Origin of the sequence: Photobacterium sp. WH77 (genome assembly GCF_022014395.1) — a bacterium.
Classification (GTDB): Bacteria; Pseudomonadota; Gammaproteobacteria; order Enterobacterales; family Vibrionaceae; genus Photobacterium; species Photobacterium arenosum.
The window spans coordinates 264,874-290,360 of the sequence record NZ_JAKLTE010000004.1; the positions used below are offsets into that span (position 1 = coordinate 264,874).

General features: G+C 51.9%; 23 protein-coding genes and 1 pseudogene. 13 read left to right on the forward strand and 11 right to left on the reverse strand.

The window, feature by feature from the left end; translation table 11 throughout:
• Nucleotides 1-215 precede the first annotated feature (215 nt).
• The 4 genes and pseudogenes from uraH (at nucleotide 216) to L6J37_RS06330 (ending at nucleotide 5,262) form a co-directional block, all read left to right on the forward strand.
• Nucleotides 216-569, forward strand: a complete 354-nt coding sequence (gene uraH / locus L6J37_RS06315; RefSeq protein ID WP_192015020.1) for a hydroxyisourate hydrolase — start codon at nucleotides 216-218, stop codon at nucleotides 567-569.
• A gap of 281 nt (nucleotides 570-850) precedes the next feature.
• A complete protein-coding gene (locus L6J37_RS06320; protein ID WP_192015019.1) occupies nucleotides 851-2,197 on the forward strand; it encodes an NCS2 family permease in 1,347 nt (448 codons plus the stop codon).
• Nucleotides 2,198-2,392: 195 nt separating this feature from the next.
• Nucleotides 2,393-3,665: pseudogene (locus tag L6J37_RS06325) on the forward strand (nucleobase:cation symporter-2 family protein); the annotation flags it as partial.
• A 226-nt stretch (nucleotides 3,666-3,891) separates the two neighbouring features.
• Nucleotides 3,892-5,262 carry an 8-oxoguanine deaminase gene (locus L6J37_RS06330; protein ID WP_192015017.1) on the forward strand — a complete coding sequence of 457 codons (1,371 nt, stop codon included), beginning with the start codon at nucleotides 3,892-3,894 and terminating at the stop codon, nucleotides 5,260-5,262.
• Between the two features lie 180 nt (nucleotides 5,263-5,442).
• On the opposite strand, the gene L6J37_RS06335 is transcribed toward L6J37_RS06330, so the two are convergent.
• The gene (locus tag L6J37_RS06335; protein WP_237794542.1) at nucleotides 5,443-6,054 is read right to left on the reverse strand and encodes a TetR/AcrR family transcriptional regulator; all 612 of its coding nucleotides are present in this window, start codon (nucleotides 6,052-6,054) and stop codon (nucleotides 5,443-5,445) included.
• Nucleotides 6,055-6,249: 195 nt separating this feature from the next.
• Between L6J37_RS06335 and L6J37_RS06340 the strand changes: the two genes are divergently transcribed.
• From L6J37_RS06340 to L6J37_RS06365, 6 genes are all read left to right on the forward strand, one after another.
• Entirely contained in the window at nucleotides 6,250-7,848 is a 1,599-nt protein-coding gene (locus L6J37_RS06340) for a DUF4331 domain-containing protein (protein WP_237794543.1), read from the forward strand.
• An 11-nt stretch (nucleotides 7,849-7,859) separates the two neighbouring features.
• On the forward strand, nucleotides 7,860-8,366 hold the full coding sequence (locus L6J37_RS06345; protein WP_192015014.1) for an Ig-like domain-containing protein: 507 nt from the start codon (nucleotides 7,860-7,862) through the stop codon (nucleotides 8,364-8,366).
• An 87-nt stretch (nucleotides 8,367-8,453) separates the two neighbouring features.
• Entirely contained in the window at nucleotides 8,454-9,506 is a 1,053-nt protein-coding gene (locus L6J37_RS06350; protein WP_237794544.1) for a tetratricopeptide repeat protein, read from the forward strand.
• A gap of 21 nt (nucleotides 9,507-9,527) precedes the next feature.
• Entirely contained in the window at nucleotides 9,528-10,640 is a 1,113-nt protein-coding gene (locus L6J37_RS06355) for a HupE/UreJ family protein (protein WP_237794545.1), read from the forward strand.
• Nucleotides 10,641-10,764: 124 nt separating this feature from the next.
• The gene (locus tag L6J37_RS06360; protein ID WP_192015011.1) at nucleotides 10,765-11,298 is read left to right on the forward strand and encodes a sigma-70 family RNA polymerase sigma factor; all 534 of its coding nucleotides are present in this window, start codon (nucleotides 10,765-10,767) and stop codon (nucleotides 11,296-11,298) included.
• Entirely contained in the window at nucleotides 11,295-12,002 is a 708-nt protein-coding gene (locus L6J37_RS06365) for an anti-sigma factor (RefSeq protein WP_218386370.1), read from the forward strand. Before L6J37_RS06360 ends, L6J37_RS06365 begins: the two co-directional genes overlap by 4 nt.
• A 129-nt stretch (nucleotides 12,003-12,131) precedes the next feature.
• Here L6J37_RS06365 and L6J37_RS06370 read toward each other — a convergent pair whose 3' ends face one another.
• The gene (locus L6J37_RS06370; RefSeq protein ID WP_237794546.1) at nucleotides 12,132-12,692 is read right to left on the reverse strand and encodes a TetR/AcrR family transcriptional regulator; all 561 of its coding nucleotides are present in this window, start codon (nucleotides 12,690-12,692) and stop codon (nucleotides 12,132-12,134) included.
• Nucleotides 12,693-12,847: 155 nt separating this feature from the next.
• Here L6J37_RS06370 and L6J37_RS06375 point away from each other — a divergent pair, with 155 nt between their 5' ends.
• Nucleotides 12,848-14,044, forward strand: a complete 1,197-nt coding sequence (locus L6J37_RS06375) for an MFS transporter (protein ID WP_192015008.1) — start codon at nucleotides 12,848-12,850, stop codon at nucleotides 14,042-14,044.
• 83 nt (nucleotides 14,045-14,127) lie between these two features.
• Here the strand turns inward: L6J37_RS06375 and L6J37_RS06380 are convergent, their stop codons facing one another.
• From L6J37_RS06380 to L6J37_RS06400, 5 genes are all read right to left on the reverse strand, one after another.
• Nucleotides 14,128-14,850 (reverse strand): glutamine amidotransferase-related protein, encoded by a 723-nt coding sequence (locus L6J37_RS06380; protein ID WP_237794548.1) that lies wholly within the window; start codon nucleotides 14,848-14,850, stop codon nucleotides 14,128-14,130.
• A 31-nt stretch (nucleotides 14,851-14,881) separates the two neighbouring features.
• Nucleotides 14,882-16,252, reverse strand: a complete 1,371-nt coding sequence (locus tag L6J37_RS06385) for a glutamine synthetase family protein (protein WP_237794549.1) — start codon at nucleotides 16,250-16,252, stop codon at nucleotides 14,882-14,884.
• 176 nt (nucleotides 16,253-16,428) lie between these two features.
• Nucleotides 16,429-16,863 (reverse strand): DUF2214 family protein, encoded by a 435-nt coding sequence (locus L6J37_RS06390; RefSeq protein WP_192015006.1) that lies wholly within the window; start codon nucleotides 16,861-16,863, stop codon nucleotides 16,429-16,431.
• 40 nt (nucleotides 16,864-16,903) lie between these two features.
• Entirely contained in the window at nucleotides 16,904-17,851 is a 948-nt protein-coding gene (locus tag L6J37_RS06395; protein WP_237794551.1) for an alpha/beta hydrolase, read from the reverse strand.
• A 19-nt stretch (nucleotides 17,852-17,870) separates the two neighbouring features.
• Nucleotides 17,871-18,389, reverse strand: a complete 519-nt coding sequence (locus tag L6J37_RS06400; RefSeq protein ID WP_237794552.1) for a GAF domain-containing protein — start codon at nucleotides 18,387-18,389, stop codon at nucleotides 17,871-17,873.
• Nucleotides 18,390-18,792: 403 nt separating this feature from the next.
• Between L6J37_RS06400 and L6J37_RS06405 the strand changes: the two genes are divergently transcribed.
• Entirely contained in the window at nucleotides 18,793-19,476 is a 684-nt protein-coding gene (locus tag L6J37_RS06405) for a hypothetical protein (RefSeq protein ID WP_237794553.1), read from the forward strand.
• Here L6J37_RS06405 and L6J37_RS06410 read toward each other — a convergent pair.
• From L6J37_RS06410 to L6J37_RS06425, 4 genes are all read right to left on the reverse strand, one after another.
• Nucleotides 19,473-19,628 carry a hypothetical protein gene (locus L6J37_RS06410; RefSeq protein ID WP_192015002.1) on the reverse strand — a complete coding sequence of 52 codons (156 nt, stop codon included), beginning with the start codon at nucleotides 19,626-19,628 and terminating at the stop codon, nucleotides 19,473-19,475. The two genes, L6J37_RS06405 and L6J37_RS06410, sit on opposite strands and share 4 nt — an antisense overlap.
• 8 nt (nucleotides 19,629-19,636) lie before the next feature.
• Entirely contained in the window at nucleotides 19,637-21,976 is a 2,340-nt protein-coding gene (locus L6J37_RS06415) for a membrane-bound PQQ-dependent dehydrogenase, glucose/quinate/shikimate family (protein WP_218386358.1), read from the reverse strand.
• A gap of 172 nt (nucleotides 21,977-22,148) precedes the next feature.
• Entirely contained in the window at nucleotides 22,149-22,739 is a 591-nt protein-coding gene (locus L6J37_RS06420; protein WP_218386354.1) for a GNAT family N-acetyltransferase, read from the reverse strand.
• A 43-nt stretch (nucleotides 22,740-22,782) separates the two neighbouring features.
• Nucleotides 22,783-23,301: a GNAT family N-acetyltransferase gene (locus L6J37_RS06425; RefSeq protein WP_237794554.1), complete on the reverse strand. Its 519-nt coding sequence runs from the start codon at nucleotides 23,299-23,301 to the stop codon at nucleotides 22,783-22,785.
• A 384-nt stretch (nucleotides 23,302-23,685) separates the two neighbouring features.
• Between L6J37_RS06425 and L6J37_RS06430 the strand changes: the two genes are divergently transcribed.
• On the forward strand, nucleotides 23,686-25,143 hold the full coding sequence (locus L6J37_RS06430; protein ID WP_218386349.1) for a diguanylate cyclase domain-containing protein: 1,458 nt from the start codon (nucleotides 23,686-23,688) through the stop codon (nucleotides 25,141-25,143).
• Nucleotides 25,144-25,487 lie beyond the last annotated feature (344 nt).

The window sequence follows — 25,487 nt, forward strand, 5'->3', positions numbered from 1 at the left end:
TAGCTAACAGTCAGGTACAACAAAGGGTTACATACCCTAACTTTTGGGTTAACATTTCGGTTACACAAGCCTTTACTAATCGGTAAAGTTGTGTACATAGTTAAATACAATGTGGCGAACTGATTACGGATCACACATCAGAAGGCATACAATTAGTATGCAAGAAGTAATCTATTTTCTGTACAACTTAAGGAGCGCAACGCGCGAGGTTATCCATGGGAAAACTGACAACTCACGTGCTTGACACAGCCTCAGGCTTACCTGGAGCGGAGATTAAAGTGTCGCTTTATCGTCAAGAGGGCACAGACTTCGTTCTGGTTAAAACCACTCATACCAATTCTGATGGCAGAACTGACCAGCCTTTGCTGGAAGGAAACGAGTTTCAGACCGGCAAATATGAGCTGGTATTCGAAACTGCCCATTACTTCCGCCAGAGAGGCGTAGAACTGCCTTCAGTTCCCTTTCTGGACGATGTAGTCATCCGTTTCGGTATCGCAGATACAGGCAGCCACTATCATGTGCCACTGCTGGTGTCGCCTTACAGCTTCTCCACATACCGGGGCAGCTGATCCAAAACGGAACACAAGCAGAACAATGGGGGTCCCTGGCCTGAGGTCAGATGCAGGTCAGGGCACCGCGCAAGAGAGCTTGAAGATTGTATACAATGAGTGCAGGCTAAGTAGTTATCACTTCAAAAACCATGCAGTCTCCGGCAGCTATCAGGCCGGCAGGGTTTTCAGCAAGTGACGGCCTGAAACATAGAGGGAAGTCCTGTCTGGCAGGTGAAGTTGGAAACATTAAAAAACAACCAGCACACATCGTCATTCGGGCAAAAAAAGGAAGCGTCGTCATGAACAACTCTAAAACAGAAACGCTCGGTCGTTCTGAAGCTGGTTCAGCTTCACTGTTAGAGCGCCTGTTTAAACTCAGAGCTCACGGCACCAGCGTGAAAAATGAGATCGTAGGTGGGATTACAACTTTTGCCACCATGGCTTATATCATTTTCGTTAACCCACAGATCATGTCGGCCTCAGGCATGGATGCCGAAGCAATTTTTGTTGCAACCTGTATTGGTGCTGCAATAGGCACTTTGCTGATGGGCCTGTTTGCAAACTGGCCTGTCGGTCTGGCTCCGGGCATGGGGCTGAACGCCTTTTTCTCTTTCACTGTTGTGGGAGAAATGGGCTACAGCTGGCAAGTTGCCTTAGGGGCGGTTTTCATTTCCGGTATCCTTTTCGTTGCGATGAGTTTTTACAAAGTCCGCGAATGGATCATCGAAAGTATCCCTGAAAGCCTGCGTTTTTCCATGACAGCCGGTGTGGGTCTGTTTCTGGGACTGATCGGCCTGAAAACCGCCGGTATCGTAGTTGACAGCCCTGCCACCCTGGTCAGTTTGGGTGACTTTACCCAGCCACAGGCGCTGCTGGCCGCCATCTGCTTTCTGATCATTGCTGTACTGAGTGAGCGTAAAGTCTTCGGTGCCGTGCTGATTGGTATGTTCAGTGTCACCCTGATCGGTATTCTGCTGGGTCTGGTCCACTACAACGGGGTGATCTCTACTCCCCCAAGTCTGGCTCCGACCCTGTTCGCCATGGACATTGCCGGCGCCCTGAACATTTCTATGATCAGCGTGATCCTGGCTTTCCTGTTTGTGAACATGTTCGATACTGCCGGTACCCTGATGGGTGTGGCTGAACGGGCAAACCTGAGAAACAAAGAAACCGGAAAAATTGAAGGTCTGAGCAAAGCCCTGAAAGCTGACAGTATCGCCAGCGTGGCAGGTGCCTGTGTGGGTTGTCCGCCTGTCACCAGTTATGTAGAAAGTGCAGCGGGTGTCGCGGCCGGTGGCCGTACCGGACTGTCAGCCATAGTGATCGGTCTGCTGTTTATCGCGGCAATCTTCTTCTCGCCGCTGGCTGGCATGATCCCGGCTTACGCCACTGCCGGCGCGCTGATTTACGTTGCCTTCGTCATGATGAGCAGTATGCAGCACGTGAAATGGAACGATTTCACCGACGCCGCACCCGCTGCTATCACAGCGCTGATGATGCCGCTGACTTTCTCCATCGCCAACGGTATCGCACTGGGTTTCATCACCTACACAGTGCTCAAAGTCGCCACAGGCAAAACCAAAGATGTCTCAATCAGCATGTACATACTGACCGCGATTTTTGTCGCCAAACTGGTGTACCTCTGATTACAAACAGACACATGCAGTACCAATCTAAAAGTCATAATTAGAAAAGTAACATTTGATGCACACCTACCTCTGTCGTACGGCAGAGGCAGGTCACTGCACACTTAAAAAACCTAATTTAATAAAACCAAAGACGCGAACACAACCTATAACCCTACGCAGCCAATTCATCGGATGAATTGTGGAGAACTAACGATGAAACTTCTCTATACGCTAAACCAGAGACCACCACACAGCATCACCCTGCTCTTAGCTATCCAGCATATGCTGGCTTCCATCGGCGGCATTGTCGCTGTGCCATTGATTGTCGGTACCTCTATTGGCCTGCCGACCGATGAGGTCGTCACACTGATCAACGCCGCTCTGCTCGCATCCGGTATTGTCACCATTGCACAGTGTCTTGGCCTTGGCCCTGTCGGTATCCGTCTTCCCGTTGTCATGGGATCGAGTTTCGGTTTTCTGGGTGTTGCCATCAGCATAGGTAACGCTGACGGTGTTGGCGGTATCATGGGGGCAGCCCTTATCGGCTCTTTCGTGGTCGTGGCAGCCAGCTTTTTCATGGATAAAATTCGCAAGCTGTTCCCTAATGTGGTCAGCGGTGTGGTGGTGACGCTAATCGGCCTGACCATCCTCCCCGTTGCCATGAACTGGGTGGGAGATGCACCCAATACCAGCGAGCAATTTGCCACCATGCCAAAACTGTTCCTGGCATTTATCTCGCTGGCAATCGTTATCGTGGTGTCTATTTACTGCCGTGGTGCCGTCGCCGCTTCTGCCATTGTAATTGGCCTGGCCGGTGGTTATCTGGTGGCCCTGTCAATGGGCATGGTTGACCTTGACCAGATTGCACGCGCTGAGTGGGTGGGCAGCCCGGCCATCATGGAATACGGTATGAGCTTCAGCCTGTCGGCTATCATCAGCATGAGCCTGGTATACATAGTCGTGATTGCCGAAGCAACAGGGGATTTCATGGCCCTGGCGAACAACTGTAAAGTCAAGCTGTCTGGTAACGATCTGAAACGCGGTCTGCTGGGTGACGGTCTGGGCAGTACACTGGCAGCCTTCCTGACCGCAATGCCTCTGGCTTCTTTCAGTCAGAACGTGGGTATCGTGGGTATCACAGGCGTTGCCAGCCGCTATGTTGTGGCAACAACCGGCGGCTTGCTGATTCTGGGTGGCCTGTTCCCTAAACTGGCCGCACTGGCCGTGACCATTCCCAAGCCTGTTTTGGGCGGTGTCGGTTTCATTATGTTCGGTATGATCGCCTATGCAGGTATTCGCATGCTGATCAAAGCGGCTGACACCAAGCGTAACGCACTGGTGATCTGCGTCGGTCTGGCTTCTGGTCTGGCAGTGACTATCGAACCGCGTCTGGTTCAGCACCTGCCACACGATCTGGCTAACCTGTTCCACTCAGGCATTACTACCGGCACAATCGTTACTGTACTGCTAAACCAGATCCTGCCTGAGAACGCAGTCAGCGACAGCATCGAGGAAACCACAGACGAAGAGGCAGAGAGTGAACTCCCGGTTCAAACCTCTGAAACTGCGGAAAAGAAGCAACACATTGAAACAGCAAAACAATCCTGAACAGAGAGACAAATAACACATTAACTTTAACCCGGGGATCATAACGATCCCCACCCCATAAGACCTTCTCCTCGGCAACGGCAGAGAAGGCTAAGGAAAACAAAATGGTAACCATCTGGCTGAAAAACCCTTTAGCCATTTACACAGGCTCAAGCACAGATTTGGATGCACGCGGCGGCGTAGTGATTCAAGGTACTAAGGTGATTGAGCTGGTTCCTCTTGGTGCTCAACCGTCTAACAAACCCGATCAGGTAATTGATGCCAGTGAACATGTCATCACGCCCGGTCTGGTCAATGCCCATCACCATTTCTATCAGACGCTGACCCGCGCCTATCCGGATGCACTGAACAAAGAGCTGTTCCACTGGCTCAAAACCTTGTACCCGGTCTGGGCCGGTCTTGATGAAGAAATGATGCAGGTCGCCACTGAGCTGGCATTGGTTGAGCTGATGATGTCCGGCTGTACAACCGCATCGGATCACCATTATCTGATCCCCCGCGGGCTGGAACATGCCATTGATATCCAGGTAGAGACAGCACAGAAACTGGGTATCCGTTCTATTTTTACCCGTGGTTCAATGAGTCTGGGCGAAGACGAAGGTGGCCTGCCGCCCCGTCATACCATCCAGAAAGAAGACACCATACTCGATGACAGCATGCGTCTGATCCGTCAGTACCACCAGCGTGGTGATGGTGCGATGACCCAGATAGCACTGGCACCCTGTTCGCCTTTCTCCGTCACAACCGATCTGATGAAAGAAACCGCCCGCCTGGCAGAACGTGAAAATGTCATGGTACACACCCATTTGTGTGAAACCATTGATGAAGAAAACTTCTGTCTGGAGCGTTTCGGTCTGCGCCCGGTTGATTACCTGGAAGAAACCGGCTGGCTGAATCACCGCACCTGGCTGGCACACGGTATTCACTTCAACGAAGAAGAGATCCGCCGTTTAGGACAGGCCGAAGTCGGGATATGTCACTGCCCGTCATCAAACATGATGCTGGCCTCCGGTATCTGCCGCAACAAAGAGCTGGAAGCAGCGGGCGTCAAAGTAGGCCTGGGTGTTGATGGCTCAGCGTCGAACGACGGCTCTAACCTGGTCAACGAAGTACGTATGGGTCTTTACATCCAGCGCTTACGTTATGGCTCAGCAGCTGTCACCCATTTCGATGCTTTGCGCTGGGCAACATCAGGGTCAGCACGCGCTATGGGTCGTGAAGACTTTGGTACTCTGGAGGTGGGTAAACAGGCAGACATCGCCATGTTCCGTCTTGATGATATCCGCTTCTCTGGCGCGCATGATCCACTGGCTGCACTGGTGCTCTGTGGCGCGCACCAGGCAGACAGAGTGATGGTGGCAGGCCAATGGCGCGTCCATGATGGCATGGTGATCGGGGTCGATTTACCGGCACTGCTGAGCCGTCATCAGGCAGCAGCAAAACGTCTGGTCGAGCGATTCCAGCAACGCCGGTAAACGAAATCACTCACAACCGCTTTGTTCAGGATAAATAACATCCAAGCGCTTTCGCTCTTTACCTCGTTGGGCGGAAGCGCTTTTTTATTGATTTAAAGTGTATCGGCGATTTCAAATGTATTGGCGATTTCAAATGTATTGGCGATTTCAAGTGTCTCGGCGACTTGATGTTTATCGGCATCAGGCTGATTTTATCTGACAACCGCGAATCACAAGTTGCGTCAGAAATTCTGCAGCATCGGCAAAATCCTGATCATCCAGTGCTTCTTTTTCCAGTACATTGCAAATCTGCCAGCTGAAATCGGCATAAGTCTGGGTCGATGCCCAGATAGTAAACATCAGATGCTGCGGCGACACTCGCGCCATCATCCCCTTCTCAATCCAGCGTTCCAGCTTGGTAATGATCATTCTTGACTGGGCCAGCAGCTCATCGCCAATATCTGACGGCAAATAAGGTGCGCCCGACATCACTTCGTTGGCGAACACTTTGGAGGCGAATGGGTGATCACGGGAAATCCGCAGTTTGGTCTGAATATAAGCGGTGAGTGCCTGAGCCGGATCATCCAGCTGCTCAATCGGGCTGGAGGCTTCCAGCAATGGCTGAGTCACACTTTCCAGCACTGCACGATAGAGGTTTTCTTTGGTCTTGAAATAGTAATACACGTTCGGCTTAGGGACGTCGGCCAGCTTGGCAATATCGGCCACTTTGGTTGCCGCGAAACCCTGCTCCGCAAACAAGCGGCCCGCAAACTTGATAATAACTTCCTGATTTTTTTCTCGAATACGTGACATAACCTGATTTCATCCCTCCAACCGATGCAACGCCTCATACTAGTCGAACTGACCCGCGAATCAAAGTCTGACAAAGGTATTTGCCTGATATCTCCGGTGGTTTCTCTGTTTTCTGCAGCGCTGCAAATTTTTTGCATCCAGTTGCCGCCCCCAATCGTTTACTCAATGACCACCAACAACAAAAAAGGATCTGTCATGAATACAAAACTCGTTGTGAGTGTCATTGCTATGAGCCTTTCCGGCATCGCCTCTGCGTCCAGCCACCGGGAGGCACCTAACATTACCCGGCTTCCCACCCTGGACTCCACCGACTTTTATGCCTTCAACAGTTATGAAAGCGGCCGGGAGGATTACGTCACCCTGATCGCCAACTACATACCGCTGCAAGATGCTTATGGTGGCCCGAATTACTTCGCCATGGATCCCGCCGCCGTGTACAGCATTCACATTGATAACGACGGCGATGCGGTGGAAGATCTGACTTTTCAGTTCAATTTTAAAAATGCACTGCCGAACAACAACATAGGCGTCGCTCTTACTATCGGCAACAGCGGAGAAACCCAATCTGTGGCGGTGCCGTTAAAAGTTGTCGGCAGTATCAGTGACGCCGATCAGAGTGCGGCAAATTTCAATGAAACCTACACGCTCAGTCTGGTCAGCGGCCCGCAGCAAAATGGTCAGCCAACCAAGCTGACCAATGTATCAACAGGACAGACTGAATTTCACAAGCCGCTGGATTTTATCGGCACCAAAACCTTTGGCAGCGAAAGTGGCTATATCAATTACGCCAACCAGTTCATCTATGAGTTTACGATTCCAGGCTGCGCCGCAACGGGAAAAGTCTTTGCCGGTCAGCGCAAAGATCCCTTTGTTGTCAATCTGGGTAAAACCTTCGACTTGGTCAACTATGTGCCTGTTGAGGGCGACAGTGCGCCCGGTGCTGACGATGGCGGCGGCTTTCCTGGCGGGATCACCCAGTCAGCCGACAATGACGATCTGAGGCTCAAAAATGTCACCGAACTGGCAATTGAAGTCCCCAAAGCCTGCATTACCGGAGATGGCAACGGCACCATAGGCACCTGGACCACCGCCAGCTTGCCACAGGCCAGAATTCTGAATCCGAATGCCACCTTCACCCGGCCGGAAGTCAACGGCGGCGCGCTGACACAGGTATCAAGACTGGGTAACCCGCTGGTCAATGAGCTGGTTATCGGCCTGAAAGACAAAGATACCTTCTCGGCAGCCAAACCTGCCGATGACGCGCAGTTTGCCACTTATGTGACACACCCGAGCCTGCCGGAACTGCTGAACATTCTGTTCAAAGATGCCGTCAACTCGACTCTGGGCGCCAACTTAGCCACACTGGCCCCCACCCATTTTCCCCGTACCGATCTGGTCACAGCATTCCTGACCGGCTTTCCCGGCGTTAACCAGCTAAAAACGGTCACACCTTCAGAAATGTTACGCCTCAACACGGCCATTCCAGCCAAACCTGTTGCCCAGCAATCGTCTTTCGGTGTTGCGGGTGACGATCTGGCGGGTTTTCCTAACGGCCGCAGACCCGGAGATGACGTGGTAGATATTGCACTGCGTGTTGTCATGGGCCGTTTGTGTTACCCCATCCCGGTTAACGGAACGGATACAGATCTTGGTCTGTGCCAACCGGAAGATGCCAATGTCGGCAACGTCCCCTTTACTGATGGCGCACCGGTCAATGCCACCATGATGGATGACAGTTTCCCTTACCTGGCGCCACCTCTTTCCGGTTCTGGTACTGACACGGTTTCAGAGTAAGGAGCATTACAATGACTAGGTCTATTCGCACTACCTTGCTGCTGTCCGCGCTGATACTGGCAGGCTGTAACGGCAGTTCAGATTCCGGCCAGAATTCGTCCGGGGGAACAAATACCGCCCCGGCAGCCATGGCCCTGAGCCTGACAACACAAACCGATACCCCGGTCACCGACTCGCTGAAGGCCACAGACAAAGAGGGTGACGCCCTTAGCTTTGCGCTTGGCAATGCGCCGGCTTTGGGTTCAGTCGTCATCACACCCGATGGCACCGTCACCTACACCCCAGCCAGCGGGGTCACAGGTAATGACCAGTTTAGCTACACGGTCAGCGACGGAAACAACCAGCCTGTCAGTGCCCAGGTCTCCGTCACTATTGAGGTCCTTCAGGTCAGTTTTGCCTCGTTCAGCCGAGAGGTCTTCAACGCCCCGGCAAACAGTACGCCGAAAAGCCTGCGCGGACGGGCTGTCAACAATGACGTCAGCAGTGCCAGTTTTTATGACGACCTGCTGATGGAATAACGCGTACCTGCTGTGGCCTGCTCCAGAGGCCACATTTGTGCTGTGTTCGATCGGCCAGGGATGGCCACTTTTTAAGGAAATTGTCCCATGAATACACACCCTTTCCCCGCACTGGTGATCAGCATTGCCGTATTTTGCAGTGTCTCGGTGCTTGCCAAACCTTACCTGCCTGACAACCAGGATGCCGCTTTGCTGGTGGTGCCGGAGCTGGCCGTCAAGTCAGCGACGCTGGAAGACATTCGCACATTAATTGACAAGGCGCAGCGTCCGTCCGGCACTATTGATGGTTTCAGCCTGGCCGATGCCCTGATGCAACCGCACCTGACGGCTGACTCCGCTCCGGAAGCGCTCTACCTCTGGGCCAGAATTCAGCAACATCAGCATGATTTCAGAGGCGCAGAGCTGACATTAAGGCGCTTACTGGAACAGCAGCCCGATGATGCCAGTGCAAGATTGCTGCTGGCCAGCGTGCAGACCATCCAGGGTAAATTCGGGCAGGCCAGACAATCGTGCCTGCAGCTTATTGGCCGCTCTTCGATGCTCGTAACGGCTGCCTGCGCACTGGACAACAGTTTCCAGCAAGCCAAAACCCGGGAGAAGCGCGTCCAGAGCTACAGTGAACTTCAGTCAATCGCCACTCGTTATCCTCCGCAACAGCAGGAAGACTCTGTCTGGCTCATGCAGATCCTGGCCGGTATGGCACTGGCGCTTGACCGTCCGGAAGCAGCACTGGCTCACCTCAGCCTGCCTGCCGACAGTCAGCGTCCCATCAGCTACCTGAGTTTATGGGCGGATGCTCAACTGGCTCAGGATAACCCCCAGGCCGTACTCACCACCCTGGCAGACATTGCCTCCCGTTCAGGGGCAACTGATGACAACCTGCTGCTGAAACTGGCCCTCGCAGAACAGATGACAGGGACATTTCAGCACTGGCAGGTTCGCTGTCTGAACCGGATCACCCTGCGCGAGCAACGACAGGATGCCAGCCATGCCGGATTACTGGCGAGCTATTACCTGCTACTCGGTGATCGCCCTGACAGGGCGCTGTTCTGGGCAAGAATCAACTGGCAGCAAAACCGGCTGTTATCAGACAGGCAATTGCTGTTACGCGCAGAACAGGCTTTTAATCAGCAGGTATAACGCTATCAAGGAAGGGCTACCATGCGAACTCTCGTTATTATTTTTGCACTGCTTGCGGCAGCATTCTCTGCACAAGCACACCAGCTAAGCACAGCGTATCTGACCCTGGAGCAAGATAACAACGCCACGCTAAGCGGAAACTGGCAACTGCAACTGTCTGATCTGTATCCTTTGATGGCTGATAAGGGGATGATTCTGGACGCCAATCAGGACGGCAACCTGACCTGGCGTGAAATCACAAACCAGCAGGCTGCAATACAAACACAGTTACTGAGCCAACTGACCGTCGAGCAGGGCGGACGTCCTTGCAACATAACAGTCGCTAGCAACATGATGCTGGAATCACACGCCAACCTGCCTTACCTGTGGCTGCCGTTAGAGGTCAATTGTCCGTCGGCTGCCGGACTGAGCCTGTCCTATCAGGCGATGTTCGACATCAATACCGGCCATAAGCTGATCGTGAATATTTCTCAGCCTGAGCACAGCATCAACAGAATACTGGATACCAGCAACCGCTCACTGGCGGTCAACATGCAAGCCTCTGCCATGGGCGAAACGGCCCGTGAATATCTGTATCAGGGAATAGTCCATATCCTGATCGGTACCGACCATATCCTGTTTCTGCTGGCCTTACTCCTGACCTGCGTGCTGTATCGCGATAAACAACAGTGGAAAGGTATCGACAGCCCTAAGTCTATACTGCTCAGCACCACCTGGATTATCACGGCCTTTACCCTCGCGCACTCTATCACGCTGACAGCCACAGCACTCAACTGGCTGCCGTCGAGCCGCTGGGTGGAGTTCATTATTGCTCTGTCTGTGCTTTTTGCCGCGCTGAACAATATCTTCCCGCTGATCACCAAACTGGGCTGGGTGACCTTCGGGTTTGGTTTACTGCACGGCATGGGATTCGCCTCTGTGCTGGGCGAGTTGGGGCTGCCATCGAGCCATACTTTACTGGCGGTCGTGGTGTTCAATCTAGGGGTCGAACTCGGACAGTTATCGATACTGCTGCTTGCTTTACCTGTGTTGATGCTTGTCAGGCATCAATGGCGCTATCAGCGCTGGTTTATGCCCTTAGGGTCAGCCTGTATCGCCCTGATGGCATTGCAATGGTCCATTGAACGCTTTTGATTTTGTGGTGTATATACCAAACAGACATTGTCACACTGGCGAATGTCATTACGACTGCTAACGTTGAAACAAGCTGATAAATCAGTTTCTTAACGTATTTCTTCATCACAGTACAAGGAAAGACATGGATCAGGACGATCATCTTAAACTCATCAGCGCCACGGCACTGGGCGACAGGCAGGCCTTCACCAGGCTGTATCAGCAAACCAGCGGCAAATTGCTGGCTGTGTGCCTGAAAATGCTGGGTAACCGGGCGCTGGCCGAAGAAGCGATACAGGATGCTTACGTGAAAATCTGGCATAACGCGGCCGATTATCAGCACCATAAAGGCAGTGTCCTGACCTGGATGATCAGCATCGCCAGATACCGGGCTCTCGACATACTGCGCTACCAAAAAGTCAGGAAAGAAGACGCTTTAACGGCTGAACCCGCGCCACTGGAAGAAAGCGATGACAGGTTTGCCGATCTGGATGCCGGACATAAATTAAGCCAGTGCATTGATGAGCTGCCCCAGGAGCACCAACAGGCGATTCATCTGGCTTACTTTAACGGGCTGAGCCATCAGGAAGTGGTGCACTATCTGGACAAGCCGCTGGGAACCATCAAAAGCTGGATTCGCCGCGGGTTACAACAACTACAAAGGTGTCTGACGCCATGAACTATAACAACCAGACATTGATCGATATGCTGGCCGCTGAGTACGTACTGGGCACACTGCGCGGTCCGGCCCGGCAACGCTTTCAGACCCTGATAATGCAATCAACCCATATTCGGGAAGCAACCTGGCAGTGGGAACAGCATCTCAACGAGATCAACCGTCAGATTACCCCTGTCGAGCCAAATGATGCGGTCTGGCAAACGATCAGCCAGCGACTCGGTTTCGATAAGAAACCAGCCAACGAAACCAGCCGCCATGTGATCAAAAGCGGGTTGTCCCGTTTGTGGCCTGTGCTGACTGGTGTCGCCACAGCGGCATCGCTCTTACTTGCCGTGCTGCTCTGGCGGGAAAGCCAGATCCCCGTGGCACCCGGACCTGTCCAGCATGTGGCTGTCGTTAAAGGGGAAGATGCCTCGTCATACTGGCTGATAGAAGTCCACCCGCGCGATATCACTGTCCGGGCCGGATCTTCGTTCCAGGGACTTGCCGACAAAGATTACGAGCTGTGGGCGGTGGCCACCAATGAGCCGAACCCGGTTTCTCTTGGCCTGTTACCGAAACAAGGCGAACTGGTACTGGCGAAAAACACCCGCTTTGATCAGTTGGACATCCAGATGCTGGCGGTCAGTGAAGAACCTCTGGGCGGCTCGCCGTCAGGGCTGCCAACCAGGGTGCTTTATACCGCCGAATTGGACCGGCTCTAGATTAACAACATAAGTGACAGCGTCACTCAGTGATCTGCTGCGCAATATCTGTTGCAAGGTTTGCAGACCCTAAGCCATGTATCCCGCTTTTGAGCCGATGAAAAGCGGGATCAGGCAACAGACACTCCTTTAGCGCCTCAAGCCGTTTAGCATGAGGTCCAGCGATTGTGCCGCTTCATTCAGTGCCACCACACTGTCTTCGCTGCCTGCGATATAACGCGCTGTGTCCAGCAATGCCCCGTTGATCAGCCTGGCAAGCATAACCGGTGAGGTGTCGGGGATGATTTTGTCCTCGATTAATTGCGCCAGTAACCCGGCAATCGCTTCAATGCAGCTCATACGGACAGCCTGGATCTGCTCGCTATCGAGCACCGATGACGCGTCCCTGATCATAATCCGCTGAATATCCGGCTCAGTCGCCATCTTCAGGTAGGCATGACAGCGCCCTGAAAAAGCGCTCCAGCTGTCCGGGGCGCTGGCTGATATCGCCTGCAGTCTGTTATCCATCTCCTGATCCAGCTGTTGGTACACGGCAAGAAACAGGCCTTTCTTACTGCCGAAGTGATGATACAACGCACCACGGGTCAAGCCCGCTCGGCCAGTCAGCTCATCCATTACGGTGTCGGCAAAGCCAACGGTACCAAACAGCGTACGGGCATGCTGCAGCAAGGCAAGCCTTGTCTGTTCCATCGTGATTGCTCTGTTCATGCTAGTTTTGGCCCCGAAAATATGAAAACAGGTTCATTTATAGTTGACATACACCGCGTATGTCAATTAGTTTCTTATGCATCCCATCCGCTATAAGTGCGCATGGGCATATTCTTAATGACTGACTGGAGATATTCATGGCGAACCCATACAAGGAACTGTTTCACGCCCCGGGAACATTGGCTTTTTCCCTGTCAGGGCTGATTGCCCGCCTGCCCATTTCAATGGCGGGCATTGGGATAATCACTATGATTTCCCAGATTCATGGTTCTTATTGGCTGGCTGGTGCGGTGGCTGCCACCTTCACACTCTCAACAGCCTTGATTGCTCCTCAGATTTCCCGCCTGACAGACCGCTATGGTCAGGGCCGCATCTTGCCCTTTGCGACGGCAATCAGTGTGCTGGGTATGCTGCTGCTTTTAGCCTGCGTTCATCTGGCTGCACCTGACTGGACACTGTTTCTGTTTGCGGCGCTGGGCGGGTTTATACCCAGCATGCCCGCCATGGTCAGAGCGCGCTGGACACACATCTACAAAGGCCAGCCTGCCCTGCATACCGCCTACTCACTGGAGTCTGTGCTGGATGAAGTCTGTTTCATCGTTGGGCCTCCTATCGCCGTCGGTCTCAGCGTGGCTGTGTCGCCCATCGCCGGGCCATTCGTGGCAGCGCTAATGCTGGCGGTTGGCATAGCATTATTCAGTTTGCAGAAAAGAACCGAACCGCCGGTATCAGAGCAAACTGAACATCAGCAGGGATCTGCACTTGAACCTGTCACCATGAAAATGCTGCTGCTGACTCTGATCGCTCTGGGCACCATAGTCGGTACGGTGGATGTGCTCAGTGTCGCGTTTGCCAAGCAGCAAGGCGTGCCTGTGGCAGCCAGTTTTGTCCTGTCGGCCTATGCCGCGGGGTCCTGTATTTCTGGTCTGGTGTTTGGCGCACTGCGCCTGAACCTCGCTCTGCCAAAACAGTTGTTACTGGCTTCCATCGCCACTGCGACAGCCACACTCCCGCTGCTGGTGGTATACGATGTACTGACACTATCCGTCTCCGTTTTCATCGCGGGCATCTTCTTCGCACCCACCATGATTGTGACTATGGGCCTTGTGGAAAAGATTGTGCCTGAGTCAAAGCTGACAGAAGGGTTTACCTGGATGATCACAGGACTGGGCATAGGCATCGCCGCCGGTGCAGCATTAACTGGCTGGGTGATTGATGAAATGGGGATTCGCGCCGGGTTCGCCGTCACTATTGTGGCGGGCGGCGGGGTTCTGCTGGCAAGCGTGTATTGTTACCGTTTACTGCAACAACGTATGGCACTGCAAACGGCCTGACCGGTAACGGGAAGAGACGCGTTGGCATATATCGGGAAAAAAGAGCAGGCTCATACTCTGAGTTTGCTCTTTTTCCTCTGACTTTATGTCCGGCGTTTAGCCAGAGCGGTATCGAGAAAACTGACAATCCAGGACACCACCCGTTTGTCATCCGCCGGTTGCGATAGCGAGTCGATACCTTTTTCATAGGCTTCTGCGGCGTAAATCTGCTGCCGGGCTGTCATCAAATCTTTCACATAAGCTTTAGTGAACTCTGGATGTCCCTGTATACCCAGAAAGTAAGTCTTTATCTGGATCATGGCAAAAGGACAGAAATCACTGCCTGTCAGTACTCGGGCATCTGCAGGCAACCGACTGATCTGATCCTGATGGCTGACCACAAGAGAAACTGTTGGCCCGGCACCTTTCATCCAGCCGGCTTTTTTCTTCACCGCATAGCCGTTGACACCTAGCCCCCAGCCTCTGCCGGATGTCACCACTTCGCCACCCAGCGCCTTTGCCATCAGTTGATGACCAAAACAGATACCCACAAAGGGCTTTTTCTCTTCATATAGCCTTTCAATGAATGCCATCAAGTGTCCGATCCAGACAAAGCCGTCATTAGCGCCGAATTGACTACCAGAGGTAATATAAGCATCGCACTCATCAACATCTTTGGGGTATTCACCGTCAATCACACGGTAGAACACCAGAGTGATTTGTTTTGAATATTCATGAAACAGAGCGGAAAACATATCCCGATAGTTACCGTGAGTGGCCTGAAGCTCAGGCGCCACATCATCACACAAGAGCACACCTAATCGCATTGTCATCTCTCCCTGTCTGTACCATCGCGACTTAAATGATTTCGAAATACCGGGCAAGCTCCCAGTCTGTTACCTGCTTTCTGAACTCGCGCTCTTCCCACTCGCGAGTTGCGGCAAAATGCTCTACAAACGCCTCTCCCAGCAGGGAACGGGCCGCATCGGAGGCCCTGAAACGCTGCGCGGCCTCCCACAACGTGGCTGGCAGCGCCAATTCGGCAGGCTGTGGCTGATCATAGGCATTACCAGTTACCGCATCCAATGGCTGCCATTGATTCATGATGCCGTACAAGCCTGACGCTACAGCCGCCGCCAGTGCCAGGTAAGGGTTGGCATCTGCTGCACCCAGCCGGTATTCGATGCGCTGGGATGTCTCGTTCCCCGGTATTACCCGCAGCGCCGTTGTGCGGTTTTCAATGCCCCATGTCGCGTGCGTCGGCGCCCAGAAGCCGGGCACCATACGGGTATAACTGTTGATCGTTGGGGCAATCATACACAAAAATTCGGGCATCAAACGTTGCTGGCCCGCCAGAAACTGTCGTTGGATTGTGCTTATGCCATGAGTTTGGCTGGCATCATAAAAAGCAGATTGACCGTTTTTATGCTGGAGGGAAATATGGATGTGGCCGCTTTGGCCGGGATAGTCCATGGACCATTTCGCCATGAAGGTTGCCAGCAAATTCCGGCGCTGCGCCAGCACTTTCATGTAGGTTTTGAACAGCGCGGCTTTGTCTGCTGCCGCTTCCGCCTGATCAACAGTAATCGCTGCTTCAATCACACCCGGTCCGGTTTCTGAATGAATACCCTCAATGGGGAAATCCATAATCTGGCCCATCGCCAGAATGTCGTGATACAGCTCGCTGTATACCGAGTTGCGGATCATGGAATAGCCAAACCAGTCCGGCGTGACAGTTTGCAGATTGCGGAAGCCTTTCTCCCGTGCAGAATGCGGTGTTTCGCGAAATAAAAAGAATTCATATTCCAGCGCGGCCTGAACCTCGAACCCCAGCGCCTCCGCTTTTGCCAACACTCGGCGTAACACCCCGCGTGGACACACAGCTTCAGCCGCACCGGTAAATTCAGCAATAAAGAGCAGCATGCCCTCTTCGTCCTGCACATCACGGCAGGTATGCGGCAAGATGCGCACGGGGGCATCCGGATACCCGGTATGCCAGCCCGTATACCGGGTATTGTCATAGAGCTGATCTTTCGCATCCCAGCCCAGCACCACGTCGCAAAAAGAAAAACCCTTCTCCAGTGATGCAAAAAACTTGGCTTTGGACATATATTTGCCGCGCATGATGCCGTCATTATCGAACAGGCCAACCTTAACATGGGTCAGGCCACGCTCTTCGACAATCGCTTTTGCATCGGCCACGGATTTTACTGCTCGCGCTTCCATCATCAGCCTCACCCCTTTTGCTCAACCCGCAGAGCAGCACCGCACAACAGCTACAGTTCGCTCTTACATTAAGCTTAGATGCGATTTTGCAACATACTGAGTTTCAGGCAGTTTTAAGAGGGAGATCTGGATCAATATCGGCGCGTCGCGCGCTGTCGTCAGGCTGTATCCCGCAAGCATCAGCCAAGCCCGACACCTCTAGCCATCAGTACAGCCAATAAGGGAATCACAAGCAGCAGTAATAACTCCAGACGGATAAGAATAACAATGGCAGGCGGCACCGGAATGGTTTCGCGGGTTGTGCGTCTGTGTCTGTAAAAGAAAACGGTTGGAAAAACCGACAAAGCAGCCACTATCAGAAACAAGGTCACTTTGGCATGAAAGACCGGATTCGCGGTGTAAAAGTCGGCAGGTTTGCCCACCAGAAACCACATAGCCAGCCCGGCCAAAAGCACAACAACGGCTGAAATGCCATAGACAGCATCCAGCCTTGCCAGACGATGCATTTCCTCAGCTGTCAGGCGACGTTTGATCAACATATGCTCGACCACCAGCACGGAGAAGAGTGCAAAAATACCGATAAAGTGGAAATAGCGGATCACGATTTCGAACATACAGGGTCCTTATTGTGCAAAGTAACAAAGGTGCAAAGAGTTAATTATCACCCGATGTTGTTAAAAATTCTGCAATTTTCTGATAGGTGGCGCGACATTGAATCGGCACTAACGATTCAAGATTAAGGTACGCGTGGATCATGTCATCAAGATGAAAATGTTCGGTAGGGATTCCCAGCGCTGACAATTGCTGTACATAAGCCACACCTTCGTCCCTTAAGGGGCAGAATTCAGCCGTGATCATCAGCGTTCGGGGCAGCTGGGCGCTCTTAGCCATAAACAACGGGGAAGCGGCCTGCCTGTCCTCGCCATGCTGAAAATAATGATCAAAATACCACTGCATTTTATCCTGCTGGAGAAACAGCCCTTTGCCGTTTGCGGTGACCGAAGGCTGGCTCATGGTGTAATCCAGGCTGGGATAAATCAGCACCTGATTATCTATGCTAACGTCGGGATGGTCCTGATAGTCAGCACTCAGTGTGGCCGCCATCGCGCCGCCCCCTGAATCCCCCACCAGTGACAGTGTCGGTAAATACGCTAACTGATGCTGCTCAAGCAAAGGCCAGAGTTGACCGATAACAATGCGGGCATCCGATAATCCGTTGGGATAGGGCCACTCGGGCGCCAAACGGTAATCAACCGACACCACTATGTGTTGCGTGGCTTTTGACAGTTTCCGGCAGATAGCATCGTACACAGCCACACTGCCTGCCATGTGGCCACCGCCGTGCAGAAAAACAATAACAGGCAACGGCCTGTCAGGTGCTGGATGATAAATACGGACAGGAACAACCTGTGTGTGCTCAGTGACACAGGTGTCGAGTACTCTGGCTATGTGGGGCGAGTCAGTCACACAAGTTGCCGTCAGGGTCGACAGTCCGTCCCGTACGGCTTCAGCAGTGGCAACGTAGCCAGATTGCATCAGTTGCGCCAGCCCCTGATTGTAGGCATCCAGCCAGATTTTCAATCCATTATCCAGTTTTACCATGACTTAGCCGACGGACTCCTTACCGTTCATTTTCCTGCATTCGCCGTACCAGCTCGGTTTCTATCCAGCTCGCCATCAGTTGCAGAGTATCGGTATCTATGTCTTTGAATGTGCGGGGATAAGGGGCCGGACTGGAAAAGTTCAGTGTTCCCCAGGTCACTCCACCCACATGGATAGGAATAGCAATATAGGATTCAAGCCCAAAGTGCCGGTAGGCTGGATGGCTCCCCAGTATATCGCTGTTACCGACATGCTCAACGGCAACGACACCGTTTGATTCGCAAGTGACTGCGCAGTACGTCATACCAAATTCAAATTGATTGCCGGGCATAAGAGGCATGTGTTCCGGGCAAATACAATGGCGTATGGTGTAAGTATCACCTTCCACCTGCGCCAGGATACCGATGTCCAGATTGAAGCGCTCCAGTCCCAGCTGAATGAGCGCATTCATCTGGACATCGAAGCCTTTATCGTAAAGCTGGGCAATTTCATTTAAACGGCGAATCACATTTTCGCTTTCAGAATATTCAGTGTGCATACATTCCCTTGTTTTGTTCGCTGCATCAGACACAGTGGATATGGCTAATAACTCAACCGTACTGAGTCAGAACAACGTATTGTCTGCGTAAAAACAGACAACCTGCGTAAAGACAGACAACCTACGTAAAGGCAGATAAGCAACTCGTTACGCATAAATTATTAATGCATGAACAGCGAGCATTTACCACCGGAAGCATCAGAGTTCATTGTCACTGATATCGTCAAGGATAGCCTTTGCTGACCATTCTGCCTGAAGATGTATCGATTTTTAGACCCAGGACATGGAATCCACAAGCCTATGAATACGCTGCCTATACTGAAGGCGTAAGGGAGTATAGACATAACAGGCAGGAGGCATTTGGTTACTCAATGTACAGCCCTTAGATATGGAGTATTCGACAATGCATCGAACAGTCTCTCTTATGTTGTCAGGCTCATCCTTACTGCTGTCCTCCCTGATTTTAGCGGCGTCCGGCGCTCACGCCACCGATACTGCATTTGCAGCCGGCAAGAAACTGGCGCTGCTCAGCGGCCAGCAACCCATCTACTCACCACAGGTGAATATCGAAAAGCGCACAGGGCGAATCACCAGAGAAGAATTAAAAAATGGCGTGATGGACAGCCGTCACTATGTTGACATCGACGACTATCTGGCCAGACAGAACAAGAGCAATGCTGCAGTCCCACCGGATCGTTACTTTGTGGTTAACAGCATTCGGGTCACCCGACCTTACGGCAGTTGGTATGATGGCTACGGACAATATCGAACGAATCAGGAAGCCATCAACTGGCTGGGTTTCACCGCTATTCACTTCGAACTGCTAAACCAGCTCAATGAACACCAGCAACGGCGTCATGAACAAGCGCAGATAACGGCTACCACATCACCAGTGGGCCGCACTGTACAATGGCAGGACGGCGCCGCTTCTGGCTCGGTGAAAGCAACGCGGGAAGGTACAACCACCAGTGGCCGCTATTGCAGAGAGTTTCAGCAATTGGTCACAGTGAACGAGACAACAGAAACCGCTGTCGGCACCGCCTGCAAACTGCCGGACGGTACGTGGGAAGTGGTCTCTACCGGCTAGCTCAATTCAGTCGCCGCCAGTTCCGCACCGCATTCCAGTCTGGCGGGATGCTCAACAAGGCTGATATAGCAAGCCGCGCCGCAAAACAGACTGGCACTGAATGCCGCCAGAGCACCGAAGAATTCCGTGCCAGTCACCACCAAAGACATCATGGCTCAGGCTATTTTTTCAGCTTAAAGGCAACAATATAGTCCCCAAGCGTTGTGCCGATTGAGCCATGTCCCCCGGCCACAATCACCACCATCTGCTCGCCCTGGCTATTGAGGTAAGTCATAGGTGTGGCTTGTCCGCCGGCAGGCAGGCGGGCTTTCCATATTTCTTCACCGTCGCTGAGATCATAAGCACGCAGATAGTTATCGACTGCGGCTGCCATAAAGACAACGCCGCCTTTGGTAATGATCGGCCCGCCTATGCCGGGGACGCCCATTTCGATGGGCAGCGGCAAGGGAGTCAGATCGCGAATTGTCCCGTTTCTGTGCTTGTAAACAACGTTGCCCTGACTCAGATCAGCACCGGCCACATAACCCCAGGGCGGTTGCTGACAAGGCACGCCCAGCGGTGATAAGAAAGGTTTGAGGCTCACGGCATAATCAGCACCTTGGTTGGCATTCACACCATGCTCCCCTACGTTGACCTCACCCAGTGACGCACTGCTGTCTTTCTTGATTAAGGTAGAAGTAAAAGCCAGATAAAGCGGCATACCGAACATCACCTGCCGCTCTGGATCCACGGCGATCCCGCCCCAGTTAAAGACACCGAAATTACCGGGAAAGACGATAGTTCCCTGTTCTGATGGCGGGGTATAGCGGCCTTCATAACGCAGCTGGCGAAACTGAATGCGGCAGTAGAGCTGATCAATCAGCGTAGCACCCCACATGTCTTTCTCTTCCAGCGGTGGCGGATTAAAATTCAGTGCTGATTCAGGCTGGGTCGGAGAGGCAAAGTCGCCATCAATCGTTCCCTGAGGCGCTGCCACTTCGGTAATCGGATGGATCGGCTCGCCAGTCGCCCGGTTCAGTACATAGACATCGCCTTGTTTCGTCGGCACAACCAGCCCAGGCAGCAGACCACTGTCGGTCTGAATATCTAACAGGCTCGGTTGCGCGGGGGTATCCATGTCCCACAAATCATGATGAACAAACTGCTGTACCCAGACTGGCTGACCATTATCCAGGCGCAATGCCACGACCGAAGAAGCGTATTTTTCTTCCTCCGGGGTGCGGAACATGCCCAGCTGATCCGGGGTTCGGTTGCCCATAGGGATATATATCAAGCCCAGCGCTTCGTCTGCACTGGCGACAGACCAACTGTTCGGCGAACTGGTCGCATACAGTTTATCTTTGGCAATCGGCTGGGTATCGGTTGGATTGGCCGAATCCCAATTCCACTTCAAGGCTCCGGTTTTGACATCGTAGGCACGGATAACACCGGATGGCGAGTTGATGTCATAGTTGTCATTGACGGAACCGGCCACGACCACGACCCCTTTCGCCACCACAGGCGGAGAGGTGGAATAATAATAACCGGATTTGGGGAAGGGCATATTGTGCAGTAAGTCCAGCACCCCGTCTTCAGCGAAATTTTTACAGCGTGCACCGGTGGCCGGATCCAGCGCAATCAGCCTGGCATTTGAGGTCGGCAAAAAGATCTGCGCATCGCAATCAACACTGGCTAATGTTTCCGCCGCACCGGAACCGGGCTGCGAAATCATGGCCGGTTCACCTGCCTGAGGCGCGAGATAAGACACCCCGCGGCAAGTCTGGTGCTGGCGCTGGTTGTCCTCGCCGACTTTCGCGTTATACACCCAGCGCTGCTGGCCGCTGTCGGCATCCAGTGCCACCAGCCAGTTGTGGGGTGTGCACAAATACAAGGTATTGCCGATTTTCAGCGGCGTAGCCTCATAAGTAAATTCCCCGATATCCCCTTTTCTTTTCACATCATCGGTTTGGTACTGCCAGGCTTGCTCTAACTTACCCACATTCTGCGGAGTAATAGCCTCCAGCGGCGAGTAACGCTGCCCAAAATTGCTGCGGCCGTAGCTGTACCAATCCCCTTCAGGTACCTGGCCCAGCTTCGGTGTCTGGACAATAGTGGATGTGTTTAACTGACCTTCCAGCTTGTGGGTGTCGTTAAACATGCTGCCCAGCGTCACCAGCGCGACTAACCACCAGTACGCGGTCAAACGGCTGATTCTGGTTCGCCCCATCAGACGGAAAGAAAACAGCAGCGGTATACCTAAAACCAGCAGTAATCCCATCCTGCTGGCCAGTGGCCACCAGTCATAACCGGACTCCCACAATGACCAGATCAACGATGCCAGCAAAAATAAACCGTACAGGATCTGCGCGTTACCCCGCTTGGTTCTGATTTTGGCTGCAACCAACAAAAACACCACGCCAGCGATGGCAAAATACCAGCTACCCCCCAGGGAGATCAGCCACAGACCTCCTCCAAACAGCACCAGCCCGATGAGGAAATACAGAAATGCGATGAATCCCATGCGCCTCTTCCTTCTTAGTGTTATTCGGCCAATTCGGACGGTAAACATAACGGGTCACTGACAAGCTGACCGTACCTAAAAAAGCGTAGACTATGTGGAAAAGAAGTACTGAAATTCAATCAGATGTGACTAAGAAAATATCGCTCAATACTGCCATGCAAGGCAGGTACATTCACAGTCTGTCTGGCGTATTCAACATCAGCCACTCTTGCCGTGTTATCCGGTACAAACAATGTTCAGCCAGTGAGTGATCATGCGGCAATTTAGGATGCATAAAGTTTTTCTGACAATCCGACATGCCCAGCTTCTGCATCACACGCCGGGAAGGCTGATTGGTTAAGGTAGTAAACGCATAAACAGCAGGTGCCTGCAGCTCATCAAACGCATAACTCAAAGCACGTTGTGCTGCTTCAGGTGCGAACCCTTTCCCCCATTGATCGGCGGCCAGTCGCCAGCCAATTTCAATAAAGGGGGTATCGGGTATATCAAGGTCCTGATAATGCAAACCCGCAAGGCCAATAAACTGACCGGTATCCTTTCTTTCTACTGCCCAAAAGCCCCAGCCATTCTCCTCAATCAATGAGGTCGCTTTGTGTGCCAGCTGTACACTTTCATCTTCACTCAGGGTTGCGGGGAAATACCTCATCACATTCGGGTCTGCACACATGGCAGCAAACGGTACGTTGTCATCTTCTTTCCATTGCCGGATGATGAGTCTTTCGGTCTGCAACTGACAAATGTCTCTCTTTAATTTTTCAATCATTGGTTATCTACCTGGGTTTTGTTTGGCGATCACAGCCATGTGATCACTGCTGTGAACTCGCGTTCAGCAACTTAGCCATATAAATTTCATCAACATACTTACCATTCACCCGCATGGCATCCCGCTTGATCCCTTCTTCGTCAAACCCGGCAGCCTTGTATAGGTGACGAGCTGGTGCATTATGTGCCATCACCGTCAGCTCAATACGGTGAAAAGCATGATGACATGCCCACGTTTCTAAAGACGCCATCAGTTGCCGGCCGACACCCTTACCCTGAGCACTTTTTTGAATGCCAATGGCGCAGTAAAGAGAATGCCTGATACGGTTCATTTTGCCGCCCACCCCGACGATAAAGCCGATCACTTCGCCAGCCTCGTTTTCTGCAACGAACATCGTTTGCTGATTGGAATCCACCCATTCCGGCAATTGCTCTCTTTGCTGCTCTATCGTCAGCTGACGCTCTCCGGGTTCAAACAGCATGAAATCTGTCTCTGTATCGAGCAAATGAAACAGAGCCACCAGCCTTTCAGCATCATCTAATGCCACTTGTCTGATTATCATGCTTACTCCAGTCATTATTCGTCAGCTTTTTCATCAGCCCGCTACCTTACACCAGAAACACAGACGCACAAACCTAGATGCATAAAACACAGCTGCATAAAACACAGCCGCATAAAACCAGGTTGCACAAAAATATTCATTAATGAAATTCACTCTTTCAATACAATGCCTATTTCACTTAATGCGATGATCTCTCTGAATTTACCTGTTAATCAATAAGCGTTAAGAATCAAACTTTGTGCAGAAGATTAAATTTTTGTCATTTCGACCTGCTTATTTTTTTTACTGAATTAGACTTGTGGGAGCTTGGTCAAAAATCAAATAAATCGTTACATTAATTTTCTCTAAAACAGTGGTATGGATTGCAGTTCTCAGGGAGGAGCAATGAGAAATCAGTTTCTCAAGCTTTTTATATTGTTGGCAGGATTTGCACCGGTAATCACGTGTGCCTCTCATCAGGATCCATTGAGACAACCTTTAGCAGATCACGAACCATGGGCAACTGAACTGATTTCACAGAGAGTGTCCTATTGCTTCAATCCTGCCTGGCGTCCGTACGATTACCAGGAGCAAGAGCAGCACAAAGGCATTTTTGCCGATTATCTGCACCTTATTGAGCGTTATCTGGGCGTCACTTTTCATCCCTATTTCACGAGCAGTTGGAGTGAGTCCTTAACCGCCCTGCAACTCGGCCACTGCGATTTTATTCCGGCTATCAGCCAAACCCCGGAGCGGGAAAAATACCTGTCGTTTACCTCACCTTACTATCAGATTCACAACGTGCTGGTTGCCAAGGCTGATAAACCCATGCTGACCTCGTTGGATGAACTGGCCGGACAATCCATTGCCGGGCCAAAACACACCGCTGTAATGACCAGATTGCAACACACCCACCCAGAGATTCAGCAAGTCTATGCCGCCACCCCTTTGCAAGCCATGCACCTGTTAAATGCCGGGGAAGTGTACGCCTTTGTTGCCCCGTTAGATTCACTGATAGATGAACTGAAAGAAGATGTCTTTCGTAAAAAGATCATTGCCAAGCTCGACTTTTCGCTGCCTGTTGCTGTCGGGGTCAGGCTGGATAAGCCCGAGTTGCTCAGGTTACTGAACATGGCAGTGCAATCTATTACCCCTGAAGAACACCGAGAGATTTCCCGAAAATGGACACAGTTCACTATTACAGAACGTCATAATTTCACAGATATTTATCGCTGGTCTGCAGTCTCACTGGTGATCATTCTTGTGCTTGGATTCTGGATAACCCGATTGCAGGATGAGATCAAAAAACACAGCCAGACTGAAGCAAGGCTGAGACACATGGCCAATCACGATGCGCTGACCAATCTGCCCACCCTTCGCTACGCTCAGGAAAAAATTGACAGTGCCATCCTGCGTTGCCAACGCAGCAATACCAATATGGCTTTAATGTTTGTCGATCTGGACGGATTTAAAGACGTGAATGACACCTTCGGGCATGATGCCGGAGACAAACTGCTGAAAGCCGTATCGATCAGACTGGTAAACTCACTGAGAGAAACCGATACAGTGGCCAGAATTGGTGGCGATGAATTTATACTGATACTGGAAAATATCGCATCGACGGATACAACCACAATGCTGGCAGACAAAATACTCACCATGTTCAGCCGTCCTTTCATGCTGACAGATAACCCACTCCATCTCGGCGTCAGTATAGGCGTGTCAATGTATCCGTCACACGGCACGACCCGCGAATCTCTGCTGAAACATGCTGACCAGGCCATGTACTGCGCGAAGAAAAACGGCAAAAATCAGTGTCAGTTTGCATTGGCGCAACAGCAGATTTCCGCTGAAAAAGTCTGACCGTACTTCGCTGCACCCGAAAGGTTCAACTGTAAAAGCACCCTGTTCATTGATGTATATCAACAACCGATACAATAAAAATGTGACCAGTGTTTAAAATATAACCAGAATACTGTAGCATTCGCGCTGCCGTATTAATGATAGTCATAATAAGTGCAAAAAACATAACAATCACGGAGTAACCATGCTTACTTCTCCTTTATTAGTATTCACATGACTTTAACCTGTAAAAGCTGGTTCATTATTCGTTTTGCCATTCGGTATAAACATTTTCTGCTGGCAGTATTACTGGGACTCAGCGTCTTAGCTTTCGGCTTGGGCGGTATTTACCTGCATGCCAGGGG